This window comes from Petrachloros mirabilis (assembly GCF_975968855.1).
In genome coordinates this window covers 1-13435 of the sequence record NZ_CDLUDY010000186.1, presented here as the reverse complement: position 1 = coordinate 13435, position 13435 = coordinate 1, and the positions used below count along the sequence as shown (strand labels likewise).

The 13435-nt window shown below is 56.1% G+C and carries 11 protein-coding genes; 9 read left to right on the top strand and 2 right to left on the bottom strand.

Annotation, left to right across the window (positions count from 1 at the left end):
• On the top strand, positions 1-1730 hold a 1730-nt coding region (gene polA, locus ACWVCN_RS07560), incomplete at its 5' end, for a DNA polymerase I (protein ID WP_455244955.1).
• Positions 1731-1866: 136 nt separating this feature from the next.
• Here polA and ACWVCN_RS07555 read toward each other — a convergent pair.
• The gene (locus ACWVCN_RS07555; RefSeq protein WP_455244954.1) at positions 1867-3138 is read right to left on the bottom strand and encodes a hypothetical protein; all 1272 of its coding nucleotides are present in this window, start codon (positions 3136-3138) and stop codon (positions 1867-1869) included.
• 286 nt (positions 3139-3424) lie between these two features.
• On the opposite strand from ACWVCN_RS07555, the gene ACWVCN_RS07550 reads away from it, so the two are divergent.
• The 7 genes from ACWVCN_RS07550 to ACWVCN_RS07520 all read left to right on the top strand — a co-directional run bounded on the left by ACWVCN_RS07550 (position 3425) and on the right by ACWVCN_RS07520 (position 10222).
• A complete protein-coding gene (locus ACWVCN_RS07550) occupies positions 3425-4462 on the top strand; it encodes an alkaline phosphatase family protein (RefSeq protein WP_455244953.1) in 1038 nt (345 codons plus the stop codon).
• A 2-nt stretch (positions 4463-4464) separates the two neighbouring features.
• Positions 4465-4908, top strand: a complete 444-nt coding sequence (locus ACWVCN_RS07545) for a hypothetical protein (RefSeq protein WP_455244952.1) — start codon at positions 4465-4467, stop codon at positions 4906-4908.
• Between the two features lie 21 nt (positions 4909-4929).
• Complete coding sequence (locus tag ACWVCN_RS07540) at positions 4930-6294, top strand: HEAT repeat domain-containing protein (protein WP_455244951.1); 1365 nt, start codon at positions 4930-4932, stop codon at positions 6292-6294.
• 220 nt (positions 6295-6514) lie between these two features.
• A complete protein-coding gene (locus ACWVCN_RS07535; protein WP_455244950.1) occupies positions 6515-7597 on the top strand; it encodes a HEAT repeat domain-containing protein in 1083 nt (360 codons plus the stop codon).
• Positions 7598-7626: 29 nt separating this feature from the next.
• On the top strand, positions 7627-8724 hold the full coding sequence (locus ACWVCN_RS07530; RefSeq protein WP_455244949.1) for a HEAT repeat domain-containing protein: 1098 nt from the start codon (positions 7627-7629) through the stop codon (positions 8722-8724).
• Positions 8717-9484 carry a HEAT repeat domain-containing protein gene (locus ACWVCN_RS07525; RefSeq protein ID WP_455244948.1) on the top strand — a complete coding sequence of 256 codons (768 nt, stop codon included), beginning with the start codon at positions 8717-8719 and terminating at the stop codon, positions 9482-9484. The genes ACWVCN_RS07530 and ACWVCN_RS07525 overlap by 8 nt, the downstream gene beginning before the upstream one ends.
• 30 nt (positions 9485-9514) lie before the next feature.
• The gene (locus ACWVCN_RS07520) at positions 9515-10222 is read left to right on the top strand and encodes a HEAT repeat domain-containing protein (RefSeq protein WP_455244947.1); all 708 of its coding nucleotides are present in this window, start codon (positions 9515-9517) and stop codon (positions 10220-10222) included.
• A gap of 4 nt (positions 10223-10226) precedes the next feature.
• On the opposite strand, the gene ACWVCN_RS07515 is transcribed toward ACWVCN_RS07520, so the two are convergent.
• Positions 10227-11558, bottom strand: a complete 1332-nt coding sequence (locus ACWVCN_RS07515) for a UDP-glucose dehydrogenase family protein (protein ID WP_455244946.1) — start codon at positions 11556-11558, stop codon at positions 10227-10229.
• 215 nt (positions 11559-11773) lie between these two features.
• On the opposite strand from ACWVCN_RS07515, the gene ACWVCN_RS07510 reads away from it, so the two are divergent.
• Positions 11774-13345, top strand: a complete 1572-nt coding sequence (locus ACWVCN_RS07510; RefSeq protein WP_455244945.1) for a fused MFS/spermidine synthase — start codon at positions 11774-11776, stop codon at positions 13343-13345.
• The last annotated feature ends 90 nt before the right edge of the window (positions 13346-13435 follow it).

The following is a 13435-nucleotide window of genomic DNA, read 5'->3' as shown; positions in this document are numbered from 1 at the left end:
CACAGCGATTCGTGTCGACGTTACCGGAAAGCGGCCCGCTCGGCGTCCATTGTTTGCTGGCGGGCGGCATGGGGGTACAAGCCGAGGTCAAGGGGATCGCATTCTCTAGCGGAGACAAGACCGCCTTCATCCCGCTCGACGTCCAAACCTTCGTGCGCCCTATCACCGGATTGTTGCACGATCACGTCCACACTAAAGTCGTCCAGGATTTGAAGGCTACGTTACTGGCGTTTCATCGCATCGGAGTGACCCTTGCCGGTCCCTACGTCGATACGATGATCGCCGATTATCTACTGAATCCTAATCGCCGGGATCACCAACTTGAGACGATCGCTTTTGAGCTACTCGGGGAGCGCCTTGGAGCAGGGAATCACGAGAAGGCCGCACCACAATCCCTGTTTGAAGTCGATACCGGCTCGCGGGAGGAAGCCATGGAAGCCGCGACGGCATTGGCCAAGATGGCGCCGCTGTTGACCCAACGACTGTCCGAGCAAGGCAGTCTGAAACTGTTCACCGACGTGGAGATTCCGTTGGTTCCGGTGCTGGCGGAGATTGAGCGAAACGGCTTCCTGTTGGATGTCGAAGCGCTGCACACGCTCAGCAAAGAGCTGGAACGCGACCTCGATCGCATGATGGAGACGATCGCCGGAATGGCAGGAGGCGAATTCAACATCAACTCGCCCAAGCAGCTTGCAACGGTCCTGTTCGATAAGCTTGGACTGAAGCCGATCCGAAAAACCAAGACGGGCTACTCGACGGATGAAGATACGCTGACGCAACTTTCCACGCAGCACGAATTGCCGGCGCAGATTCTCAACTACCGGAGCATCAGCAAGCTCAAGTCGACATACGTCGACGCCTTACCTGAACTGGTCGCCCCCGACAGTAAGCGGTTGCACACGTCGCTCAATCAAACAGTCGCTGCGACCGGACGCCTCTCGTCCACCGAGCCGAATTTACAGAACATCCCCGTAAAAGGGGATTACGGCCTGCGGATCCGTGAGGCCTTCATCGCCCCGAAGGGCCATGAGCTGCTCTGCGCCGACTATAGCCAGATTGAACCGCGTATTCTGGCGCACCTTTCGCAAGATCCGCGGTTAATTTCCGTCTTCACCAGGGGGGAGGACATCCACATGGCCACGGCCATGGAGATATTCGGTCTTCCCTCCACCCAGATTACGCGTGACATGCGGCGTGCGGCCAAGACGGTCGTCTTCGGCATCGTCTACGGCATCAGCCCTTTCGGGCTTTCGCAAAACATCGGAGTTTCGCAGACCGAAGCCAAGAAGTACATCGACACCTTCTTTGAGAAGTTTGCCGCCGTGCGTGCCCTGATGGATAGGAATATCGCAGAGGGAAAAGAGAAGGGGTACACGACGACGATCTTAGGCCGCCGCCGTCCGATTCCTGAATTACAGAGCGGCGATCCCGCGCAGCGAGGCTTCGGCGAACGGATGGCGGTGAACAGTCCGATACAGGGCTCAGCAGCGGATCTGATCAAGGTGGCGATGATCAACGTCCACAAGGTCCTGCACGAAGAATTGCCTCATACGAAGATGATTCTGCAAGTTCACGACGAATTGATCTTCGAGGTGCCGGAGAAGGAAATGGAAGAGGCAAAGAAGCTGGTGAAGAGAGAGATGGAAGGGGTAGGGAAGCAGCTCGGCCTCTCCGTGCCATTAAAAATAGATCTGGGTGTCGGCAAGAATTGGCGCGTGGCGCATCCGTGACCAGGGACTGGCTCCGGCATCGCCGGTGCCTGTCCCTGGTCTCGCGCGGGATGGGAAAAGGCTGTGACTCCGAACGGGATTCTGTGAGTGCGGGTGGTTTGAAGAAGGAAAAAGGCTTAATGATGGAGTCGGAATCTTACGCAGAGCGATAGAGGCACTCGACAATCTGGGAAGTGTTGAACAGCATCGAGTCCCGGCGGGTATAGACGGCGTGGCCGAAGTAGTGGTCGCGCGGATTGGTCGAGCCGGTTGAGTCCTTGTAGTCGACCGACAGGCAGCGCCCGTCGCTCGGAAACCGCACTGCGCGCCTCGCGCACTCCAACCACCGTTCGAATCCATCGTACGGCTCGACTAATTCCCAGATGGCCTTGTTGGCTGCCTTTGCCGATTCGCCGATCGGTACTGCATCGCTGCCTGCCACGGCCAGTTCCTGCACGTAGTCACCTCCCCAGGCGATAGGCATCTCCATGGTGATTTGAGGTAATTCCATTTTCGCGAGCCAGGTCTTCCCGTCCGTTCTGAGGTTCCGGTGGTTCACGATGTGGAGCAGCTTTCCGATCCCCGAGGGATCCCAGCCGTAGCGGACGGGAGTTCCGAACGTGACGATGTCCAACTGCGCGCCGTTCAGCAGCGTTCCACCTCTCAACAACGGTTCGATCCGTCCGATCGCTGCAGTGAGGTCCGACCGGTTCGACTGTTCCGCATAGGCCGTCAGCATGGCGAACAGCTTGGGTCTCCCGTTGATCTGGCTCGGGCAGAGGAGATTCGAAGCGAGAGCAAGAACTAGACCGGCATGGCCATGGGCCTGCACGAGGATGCGCCGACCTTGCATCAGGCGATGCTTCTCGCAGATTTGTCGAAGTTGATCAAGAAGACGGACGGCAGCGGCGGCTCTCCCGAGATGATGATGCTCGGCGGTCCATAAGAGCCGGATACAAACGATCGGGTCCGAGAGAGGCTTGTTGATCGCTCTCCGGAAGAGTTCCACGTTGGCATGTGTGAAGTTCCCAGCGTCACCAATCTGGTCGTCGAGCAACTTTTTTGTCGCATCATCATCCGCCAGAGGCGGTTTCAGTCCACCGGGGAGGAGCGGTATGCCATTTTCTTCCTGGCGCATGGCAGCGAGTAGGGCATCGACGCCTGACACGCCGCGTGAATAACCTCTCCTGAGACCGCCGACTTCGTCCAACCGCTGCATGCCGAACACGTCAGTCCCGTGTATGGCGCCATGGAGAAACAGGATAGTCCGAACACCAGCCTGGGAGAAGGCCGAACCTAAACGTTCCATCGATTCTTGCCAGGAAGGCGAATCCGCCGGCGTTCCCTGGGGCAACTCGGCAAAGCTCAGTCGGTCTCCCGGATTTTTTCTCGAGAGTTCGTCGTGTTGAAAGTTATTCTCGACCGGCATGGGAGAAGTATCTACCCGATCTCATGGGAAGACTGCAACGGCATGCATTACATGAAAGGGGGGGCGCTCAGTTGGAGGTCCGTGCAGTCGGTTGATTCTGATTCGCGGGACTGGTTGGGGAGGCTGAGGGCAAAACCACCGCGTCAGTTGAGATTAAGAGATCTTGAATAGTAGCCTCCCGTTTTAACAATGATCAGTAACGGCTGGAGGCCTGGCTTGCCTTCCTGAAAATTCGCGTGCTAAGGTACAATTCCCCTTTGTCCTTGTAGTAATGAGAGGATTAGCCATGGGAAGCAGATCCTGGTCTTCATGCGGCCTAGCAATCGGAGTATTCGGATTGACCGCTGTGTTAGCTTGCAGTTCATCCTGGGCGGCCACTCAGCAGAAAGCTGCATCGGGAGATGGTGTGGTTCCGACTACTCCTCCAACGGAGCACGTGATTCTTTTCGTCCTCGAAGGTTTCAGCAAGGATTCCCTTAAGAACGGTACGATGCCGACCCTGAGCAAGCTGGTCAAGGACGGTTCGGTCACCTGGTCGGCAGCGGGAGTCAAGCCCGCCCTTCGCCTGCCGACAATGGCTTCGTTAGTCACAGGGATGCCGGTTGAAAAGCACGGTGTTACCTGGAACAGCTTCGAGTTTAGCCGCGGGTATCCCAGGGCTCCCAGCATGTTCGACTACATGGACTTAAGCGGGGGGCGCGACAGTGCGATTTTCCTCATGGATGAATCGCTCTATCAGTTGGCAAGGCCTGAAGTCTACACGGATTATCAAATCTGCGGTCCGCTGAAACCAGAGTGCAATTCTGATCGTATCGTTTCCTACATCCAGCAGTATTTCAGAAAGGCGACCAGCGGCCATGGATATGGGCACGCGATCCTGTCGTTACCGCATTTGCTCGTCGTCCACCTCCCGGAAGCCAGCTGGGTTGGTGTCGCAAAGGGCTGGGATTCGAAGGAATATAGGGGGGCGCTCCGGACGGTTGATAAAGCGATTCATTCCATCCTGGATATCTATAAGGAGAAGGGCTTGATTGACCGCACGACGATCTTCGTGACCTCCTTGAGTGCCGAAGGGCACGATGCTGGGGAAGACCAGGCGGATGGTCCTGCGCCTTCGGTGCCGTGGATCGCGTCCGGCGTCGGCATCAAGAGGGGTCATGTCATCAAGCAGCACGTTTCGATCGTGGACACCGGCGCTACGGTGATGCGGACATTGGGACTTCAAACCCATACAGAATGGGACAGCCGACCGGTTGAGGAGATCTTCCAATATCAATTCATCGCGGCAGCTCCTAATAACAGCCTTCCAGAAATAATGCGATAGCCATGATGGAGCGAGATTTAAGGCAGAGCTTGGTCACAAGAATCCTGTTTGGCATGGTCGGCATCCTGTTGTTGGCAGTTTCTGCCGTGCATGCCGGACCTCCGGCGGCTTATACAAAAGAACACCAGATCACCATCGATCCGACGGTCCTGGTCCCGACCTCCTGGTGGTACGTCCCAGGCGTGACCCCGACGATTTACAATTCCGATCCCGAGTCAATGGATGCCTACAAAACCAGCGAAAAGAAGACCATTGCCCTGAAGCCGGGCAAGTACAAGTTTGTGAGTTTTACCTTCGACTTTCCCTTTGTCGTCAATCTTGAGGGGAAATTGGAATTCTCCAAGGCCTTTGACCAGTGCGTCGAGGGACGAGGGACGCAAACGTTGGTCGTTCGCTGCAAGAAGACTTACCCACATGGCGGGACACGGGAATACAACTACGAATAAGCATTCATGAGGCAATGAAACATGGCACAGGCATTGGATGATCTGCTAGAGGCGCTGGAAGACGTTGATGATGCCACTCGAGAGGAAGCGGCAAAGATTCTTGCGGAGAAGGGTGACCCCAAAAGCCTGGACGCATTGATCAGCGCATGCGGTGATGACTACTGGTCCGTTCGCGCCTCTGCAGGCCGTGGGGTTGCCAAAATCGGCGGCGACAAGGCGGTCGAGGCGCTCATCGGATTGTTCAACGATCCGATCATGGAGGTCCGCAATCAGGCCGTCGAGTCGGCGGCCAAGATGGGCACGGCTGTTTTGGATCGCATGATCGCGGCGTTGAAAGACGAGCGGTGGCGTGTTCGGGAACATGCCGCCAAGACCTGTGGAGAGATCCGCGACAAGAAGGCGGTCGATGCCTTGATCGTCGCATGTCGGGATCGAGACGGAGCGGTGAAGAGTTCCGCCGCTGAAGCCCTGGGCAAGATCGGAGATCCAAAAGCGATCCCGGCTTTGATCAAGTTGTTTCGCGACACCTCGAAGATCGTCCGTGAAACGGCAGGCACTGCTCTTGTCTACATCGGGCAGCCGTCGGTCGACCCCTTGATTGACTGTTTCAAGGACAAGGATTTTGTCGTGCGATGTCATGCCGCGCGCGCTCTTGGGGGCATGACCACGGACTATCAAATCGGGCGGACCTGGGTGCGGGACTCAAAAGTTGTCGACGCCTTGATCGCAACGCTGAGAGATCCGGACCGTGCCGTCCGCGAAGACGCCACCATTGCTCTCGGCATGATCGGAGACCCGCGCGCGATCGACGCTCTGATTGAAGCAATGAAGGATGGAGCAGTCAAGCGCCATGCGATCGCCTCGCTCGGCATGATTGGGGATCCGAGGGCGCTGCAACCGGTCTTGGATGCTTTGAAGGGGAAGGGGATCAAGCAGGAGGGGACGCCGACGCCGGGCTGTATCGTCAGCGAAGATGCCTTTATCAAGGAAGCTGCAGCGACAGCGCTCGGTCAATTCCGCGACCCTCGTGTGATTCCGGACTTGATCATGTTGCTGAAAGACGGCGTTCTTCGAGAGAAAGCAAGTGCAGCTCTGGCGGCGATCGGGGATTCAGCGATCGAACCCTTGATCGCGTTCCTGTACGACCCGAAAGCATCTGAAGTCACATCTGAAAGCGAGCGAGTTTTGTCGTATGCCTCGGTTCGGCTCAGCGCAAAGGACGCGTTGAAGAAATTGGTGCTCGACACGCTTGAACAACTCGGGTGGACCTTGCCTGAAGAAGAGGCGACGGTGAGCTCGAGCTCTGCCGACAATGCCAGGGTTGATCGTCCTCTCGGTGAAACCGGTCGATTCGGCCCTTCCGGTGACGTGGCCCGATCCAGTTAATCGGTCCATTCCATGGGCGTCCATGGGCGCGGTCGGCGTTTCATCTTCTCCTGCCGGCTGGTGCTGAAGAATCCCGTGAGACGAAACCGGCGCGTCTCTCAAGAATCGGCCAGTAGCATTTAGTTGCCGATCGATACGAGTCCGGCTTCCTCAATCCGTTCCGTTGACCCTATGAAAATGGCTGTGTTAGGCTCGTTTCTTCAAAACGAGGTGATGCGGTATGGCCGATACCGTGGCTGAGCAGATTGCCGCGCTCAAGGACGAGGATTGGGCTATCAGGGAAGAAGCGGCGACGGTCCTCGGGACGTTACGGGATGCCCGAGCGGTGGTTCCGCTCGTATCGGTGCTTCGCGATGAGGATCGTTCTGTCCGGGAAGCGGCGAAGGGGGCATTGACTGCCATTGGTGGGCCCTCTGTTCCGGTATTGGGGCTGTGCCTATCGGATCCGCAACTCGAAGTTCAGGAGGCGGCTTCGTCGATCCTGGCGTCGATCGCGGACGATCGGGTGCTCGAGCCGCTCATCGCTTCGCTGGAGAATCGAGATTGGATCGTGCGGATGCATGCCGCCAAGGCATTGGGACGGATTGGATATTCCGGTTCCGTCGGTCCTCTGATTCCTCTCTTGCAAGATAAGGTCAAGGCGGTTCGAGAAGAGGCGGCGAAGACATTGGCGGCGATCGGGACAGCCGCGATCCCCGCCTTGCTCGAAGCGTTGAGCCACACGGAATGGCTTGTACGGCTCCACGCCGTCGAGGCATTGGGGAAGATGCAGAGGCCTGAGGCGGTTGAGCCGTTGCTGTCGGTTCTGTTCAATGATCCGGATACCGCCATTCGAGAAGATGCGGTGCGTGCCCTTGGTTCGATCGGAGATCCCAGGGCCCTGGAATTTCTTCAAGTCGCCATGAAACAGCCCGGTCTCCGGCCGTTAGCGGTTGAGGCAATGGGACAGATCGGTGATCGTCGTGCTGTTCCTGTGTTAATCGGAGTTCTCGAGGGTGTAAACAGACCGGAAGAATCCCGAATGATCACCGGTTGCGGTGATAAGTGGGACGAAGAAATGGTGACTCTGGGAGCGGCGGTACGCGCATTGGGGCTGCTCGGCGATGAAACAGCGATTCCCTATCTTCTGAAGGCGATGGAACATACAGTAACGCGTGTGGATGCCGCGGCATCCTTGGTCAGGTTCGGCTCAAAGGTGGTGCCCCCGCTATTGAAGCTGATGACTCAATATAGTGATGAAAATCTTCAGTTTCACGTGAAAGATACCTTAGCGAAAGTCGGATGGAGAGCGGGTCGACTCTAGAGTCGACGGACTGAGCGGGGTTGGAGTCAATGTCAAAGGAAACGATCGAAACCCTCGTCTCCGAGCTTACCCATGAAGAGGATTGGCGGCGTATGCGCGCCACCGCGGCCTGCTTGTCTGGCGGGCCTAAAGCCGTGCAGGCCTTGACCGGTCTCCTTCGTCATGGGACACCGGATCTCAAGCGAGAAGCGGCTGCAATGTTGGCCCGTATCAAGGATCCACATGCCGGTGTGGCGCTCGTCGGCTTGCTTGAAGATGCGGATGAATCGGTGAGGAAAGCAGGAGCTTCAGCGTTGGAACAGATGGCGGGGATTCTGGATACGGAGACGGCGACGGCCTTGGTGGCGTTGCTTCCGAAGACCGGGGAAGAGGAGACGAAGAAACTGGTAAGCCATTTGATCGGCGCCATTCCCACCGCAGTGACGCCCCTCTGCCAAATGATGAAACACTCCGATCCTGACGCACAGGTCACAGCGGCAACTATGCTTGACCAACTTCTGGACCCGAGATCGGTGGATGCCTTCATCGACGCCATGGGGCAACCGGCCGTGCGGGACATTGCCGTTGGAACCCTCAAGAAATTGAGCGCCATTCGTGAACGTATCGACGAAGCGTTCAACGGCTTGCGGGACGTCGAGGGGGCGAGCGAACGGGAAGAAGCACGCATGGCAACCGTGATCGATCTTCTTGGCATTGGAAGACCGATAGTGGAAATCTTAATCGAGTATTTGGAGGACGAGGATTGGCTCGTGCGCGAAGCTGCTGCGGATCTCTTGGGGAAAATCGGTGATGTGCGGGCCGTCGAGCCCTTAATGAAACGGTTGGCACAGGACAAGGATACGGGAGTGAAGGAATTGGCGATAAAGTCGCTTGGGCTGATCGGCGATGCCCGACCGACCGAGTTGTATCTTGAGGCGATTCCGATCAGGCCGTTGAGGGTCTATGCGATGGAAGCGTTGGCGAAGATCAAAGATGTCGAGGTCTTGCGTCCCCACAAGGACTTATTCGACCGGCTGCGAACAGATCGAGACGGTTTGGTGGCCTATAATGCTGGATTGATCGCCGATAAATTAGAGGCGCTGGACGGGGTTCCTGCTGCTGCCCAGGAAGGACTTAAAGATGAGTGACGAGGAACAAGCGGAACGAATCGAGCAATTGATCGGGGCGCTGCGGGATGATAATGAAGCCCTCCGCGACCATGCCATTGCCAGTCTGAGCCAAATGGGAGAGGAAGCCGTCGGGGCGCTGATCGGGTTGATGGCCGACGAAGACGTGTTGATTCGGGAAGCCGCGACAACAGCGGTTGTGCGCATCGGGCCTACCGTCATTGATCGATTGATCGAGGCCCTATCCGATGACGAGTGGGCGATTCGTGAGCAGGCGGCTTCGGGATTGGGAAAACTCAAGGATCCACGCGGAGTCGAGCCACTGGTGAAGGCGCTCAAAGATAAGGATGGGGCGGTGCGGACGGCCGCAGTGTGGGCACTTGAGCGAATCGGTGATGCGCGGGCCGTCCCGGGGCTCGTCGAGGCGCTGACAGACAGTACGGTTCGTGAGGATGTGGCGCGCGTGCTGAAAAAGATCGGTGACGCGCGAGCTGTCGAGGCGCTTATCGATGGACTGTTGGGGAATAATTGGATGGTTCGTCGCCATGCGGCAGAGGCATTGGGAAAGATTGGTGATACGAGAGGAGTCGGACCGTTGATCGAATCGCTCAAGGATGAGGACTGGTTGGTGCGGAGAAACGCAGCGGAGTCCCTTGCGCGTCTTGGAGCCAAGGAAGCTATTGACCCTCTGCTTCCGCTTCTCGAGGACGAGAACACGATGGTTCAAGAGACCGTTGAGGGCGTGTTGGCCAGTCTGGGTTGGAAGCAAGAGGCGCGGTAATTTTATTTTCGATGTAAAGGATACAATATCATGGCGGAAGAAACTCCGGTAAAACTCATACAGATTGGTCCTAAAGGCGGCATCAAGAAGGATGGTTTTAACCTCGTTACAGAGCGGGTTGTCGCGATCAATCCGGAAGCCAAACAGGTCGAGGTGGAATTACTCGCCTACGACGGGAAGACCGTCGTATTGGACGTCGACGAGGAAGCAGTCGAGGATCTCAAAAAGCTGAAGGTCGGTGACGGCGCCACGATTCGTGTGGTGGAGGAGGGCGGAAAACGCATTGCGAAAACCATCAGGATCCGGGCCAAGGATCCCAACGCCGCGAAAGCGGATGCCATGCTGTTGGATCTCAGGGATTCGCATTGGCTGAACAGAAAATATGCCGCGGAGATCTTGGGCGATTTGAAAGAACCGAGGGCTATCGGTCCACTGGTGGAAGCGTTGAATGATGAAGTCGGCGATGTCAGGCAGCGAGCGTACGACTCCTTGATCAAAATCGGAGGGGCCGCCGTTCCTTCGCTCGTACCTCTACTCGTATCCGAGGAGGATGAAATTCGGCAGTCCGTGACGGAGATCATTCGCAAAATCGGTAAACCTGCCGTCGAGCCGCTGGCTACGGCTTTAACTGAAGCCGATGATCGATTGAAGACCCGCATTCTCAAGGTGTTGGACCGCATGGGATACAAACAGAAGGCGAAAGAACAGGCAAAAACAGAGGTGCCGCGGCTGACATGATCCTCTATGATGGCTGTTGCAAGCCCGGAGGTTGTTCTTGCCGTCCAACGGAAATGTGTCTGAAGCCGTAACTCGCGACGCGGCTTGGTTCGTAGATGTTTCTCAAATCGACGAGGACGGTTTGTCGCATCAGCGACTTGAGCTTGGTGAAATCGAGATTCCTGAACTCGTTCCATTCCGTCATCAACACGAGGGCATCAGCCCCTTCCGCGGCTTCGTAACTGCTCCGGCAAGGCACTAATCCGTTAAGCAAACGCGAACCTTCTTCAAGGGCGGCGGGGTCATAGGCGCGGACTTTGATTCCCCGGTCCAGAAGGGCTTGCGCGATGGTCAATGCCGGGGCTTCGCGAAGATCATTGGTATTTGGTTTGAAAGAGAGGCCTAGCATACCCACAGTCGCGCCTTTGATCTCTCCGAGCACTTCCGTGATCTTGGATACCATCCGATCCCGCTGTCGGGAATTGACCTCGCCGGCGGCTTTGGCGATTTGCATGGAGTAGCCGGCTCGCTCGCCCATCTGGACGAGAGCAGCCAGGTCCTTTGGAAAGCATGACCCGCCGAATCCTGGGCCTGCATGCAGAAACTTAGAACCAATTCTCTTATCGAGGCCCATCCCTTTTGAAACCATTTGCACGTCGGCCCCGACGCGCTCGCAAAGCGTGGCGATCTCGTTGATGAAGGAAATTTTCGTGGCGAGAAACGCATTCGAGGCGTATTTAATCATTTCGGCAGTGGGAATATCCGTGACGATGAAGGGCGTTTCGATCAAGTACAAGGGACGATAGAGGTCCTTCATCAGAGCGACCGCGCGATCGCTATCCGAACCGATGACAACTCGGTTCGGGCGCATGAAATCCTCGATTGCCGACCCTTCGCGAAGGAATTCGGGATTCGAGACAATATCGAATAACAGTGTCTTGGACTGACTTCCGGAGATTACTTTGCGCAAGAACGTGCCGGTGCCAACAGGCACGGTTGATTTCGTCACGACCACTTTATAAGAGTTCATGACGCGGGCTATGCCGCGGCCGACTTCTTCTACAAAGGAAAGGTCAGCAGATCCATCATTCTTTGGCGGAGTGCCGACCGCGATGAAGATGACTTCTCCGTGATCAACTGATCGGGTAAGCTCTGTCGTGAAGCCGAGGCGGCCCTGCGCAATACCTTTGGAGACGAGTTCCGTCAAGCCCGGCTCGTAAAAGGGAACATCGCCTTTTTCAAGCCTGGCAATTCGTTTGGCGTCATTGTCCATGCATAGAACATTGACGCCGAACTCCGCAAAACACGCGCCGGTGACGAGTCCGACATATCCGGTTCCAATGACACTGATCTGCATCAACGATCCTCCTGCTCTAAAGCAACAAGTCAACAGCGAGAAGTATAGCTTCGATCATAAACCCGAGCAACAAACTTGCCAAAAAGATAGTTGCGGGGTATCGTCTCGCCGACCTACGTTGACAGGTTCCTAAGACCATCAGTAGTATGCCTCCTTCGCAGGCAGGTCTGGCGACCGTGTATTCATCCCCGAATTTCCTCTCTATCGTCCAATAAATGACTGACAAGAAACGTCTCGTCCACGCACCACGATGGTTTCTGTTGCTCACGGCCTTATTGACCGGTGCGATTGTCATGGCGTTGGAGATCCTCGGCAGCCGTTTGTTAGCGCCGATCTTTGGGAATTCGCTCTTTGTCTGGGGAGCGCTCATCGGGGTCATCCTTGCAGCCATGAGTAGTGGCTATGCGTTCGGTGGGTGGATTTCAGACCGTTACCATGGCTCGAAAGTCCTCTCGGGGCTTCTGTTGTTTTCCGGTGGCTGGACGTTCCTGATCGCCTGGGTCAATCAGCCCGTACTGTTTAAGATGGCTGGTTTCATCGAGGATCCCAGATGGGGCCCCTGTATTGCCGCTGCAGTGCTCCTGGCTCCACCGGCTTTTGGGCTCAGCGGGGTGTTGCCCGCAATGTTGCGGTTGGCGGTTTCAGATCTCGACTATTTGGGCAGACATACCGGCCGCATGATCGCCCTTTCCACTGTCGGGAGCTTAGCGGGGACTTGGGGGACAGCCTTTTTCTTTCTCTCTTATATGGGAACACAGTCGTTGGTAGCGTGGTTGGGGGCTATTCAGGTCCTAATGGGAATCTGGTGGCTAATAAAAGGAACGAGCGTACAGCCTGCCGTGATCGGAGTCGTAGTCTTGGTGATGGTGGGGTTAGGGGCTGGGGCCCTTTCTCCGATCCATGTGTTGAAAACCCCCGTGTATCAAGAAGACAGTCCCTATCAGCAGGTAAGAATCCGAGACGACGATCTCTTCCGGTATTTGGTGTTGGACCGGACCTTCCATGCGGTGATGTGGAAGGCCGATCCGGTCACGCTGTTTCTCCCATACAGCCAGTTGATGGTTGCGTCGCTTGCCTTGGTTCCCGAGCCGAAACGAGGGCTCATACTCGGGCATGGTGGAGGATCATTGGCGAAATGGCTGGCTGAAAGATGGCCGGAACTCGAACTGGACATCGTGGAGTTCGATCCTGTTGTCGTAAGGATGGCGGAGGAGTACTTTGCCTACCGTGCTCCACCCCAGCACCATGTGTACGTTCGTGACGCAAGAGCTTTCTTGAATTCATCGACTCACCGCTATGACTTGATCTGGGTGGATGCCTTTGCGCGGCACATGATCCCGTTTCACCTGACCACGGTGGAATTCTTTTCCGAGTTGCAGGCTCACCTGACACCAAACGGGGTATTAGCGGTGAACCTCGCTTCATCGGGCGAGGGGGGAGATTTGTTGCGTGCTGATGCCGTCATTCAGACAATGCGGGAATCTTTTTCCGCTATCGAATCCTTTGGGGTCAAAGGACCCTGGCAATCTCTTCCATCCCGTTCCGAGAATCTCATCTTTTTCGCTGGGGCGCCGCTTAAACAGTATGATCAATCGGAATTTGTGAACAAGGTAGGGAGATACGTGGAACGTCGGCGGTTGCCGGTTGAAGCCATTTCATTGTTGCACACCCGCCGAACCCAACCGTGGAAGAGGGGCTTGGTACTGACAGACGACTTTGCTCCGTACGATCTTTTGATGGGGTCGAGTGTCCTTGAAAAACAGCTTGAGCCAGACTTGAACGATTAAGACATTGAATTTATTGCTGTTGTGCTGTTGATAAACATTGAAATGATGATGTTTTACTTTGTCGGTTCGACCATTTAGATCCTTGCTTCT

What these genes read in the sequence shown, in the direction of transcription:
- ACWVCN_RS07525 (WP_455244948.1), top strand. Translation starts at nt 8,717, where the DNA reads ATGAGTGACGAGGAACAAGCGGAACGAATCGAGCAATTGATCGGGGCG.
- ACWVCN_RS07540 (WP_455244951.1), top strand. Translation starts at nt 4,930, where the DNA reads ATGGCACAGGCATTGGATGATCTGCTAGAGGCGCTGGAAGACGTTGAT.
- ACWVCN_RS07510 (WP_455244945.1), top strand. Translation starts at nt 11,774, where the DNA reads ATGACTGACAAGAAACGTCTCGTCCACGCACCACGATGGTTTCTGTTG.
- ACWVCN_RS07520 (WP_455244947.1), top strand. Translation starts at nt 9,515, where the DNA reads ATGGCGGAAGAAACTCCGGTAAAACTCATACAGATTGGTCCTAAAGGC.
- ACWVCN_RS07550 (WP_455244953.1), top strand. Translation starts at nt 3,425, where the DNA reads ATGGGAAGCAGATCCTGGTCTTCATGCGGCCTAGCAATCGGAGTATTC.
- ACWVCN_RS07555 (WP_455244954.1), bottom strand. Translation starts at nt 3,138, where the DNA reads ATGCCGGTCGAGAATAACTTTCAACACGACGAACTCTCGAGAAAAAAT.
- ACWVCN_RS07535 (WP_455244950.1), top strand. Translation starts at nt 6,515, where the DNA reads ATGGCCGATACCGTGGCTGAGCAGATTGCCGCGCTCAAGGACGAGGAT.
- ACWVCN_RS07515 (WP_455244946.1), bottom strand. Translation starts at nt 11,558, where the DNA reads ATGCAGATCAGTGTCATTGGAACCGGATATGTCGGACTCGTCACCGGC.
- ACWVCN_RS07530 (WP_455244949.1), top strand. Translation starts at nt 7,627, where the DNA reads ATGTCAAAGGAAACGATCGAAACCCTCGTCTCCGAGCTTACCCATGAA.
- ACWVCN_RS07545 (WP_455244952.1), top strand. Translation starts at nt 4,465, where the DNA reads ATGATGGAGCGAGATTTAAGGCAGAGCTTGGTCACAAGAATCCTGTTT.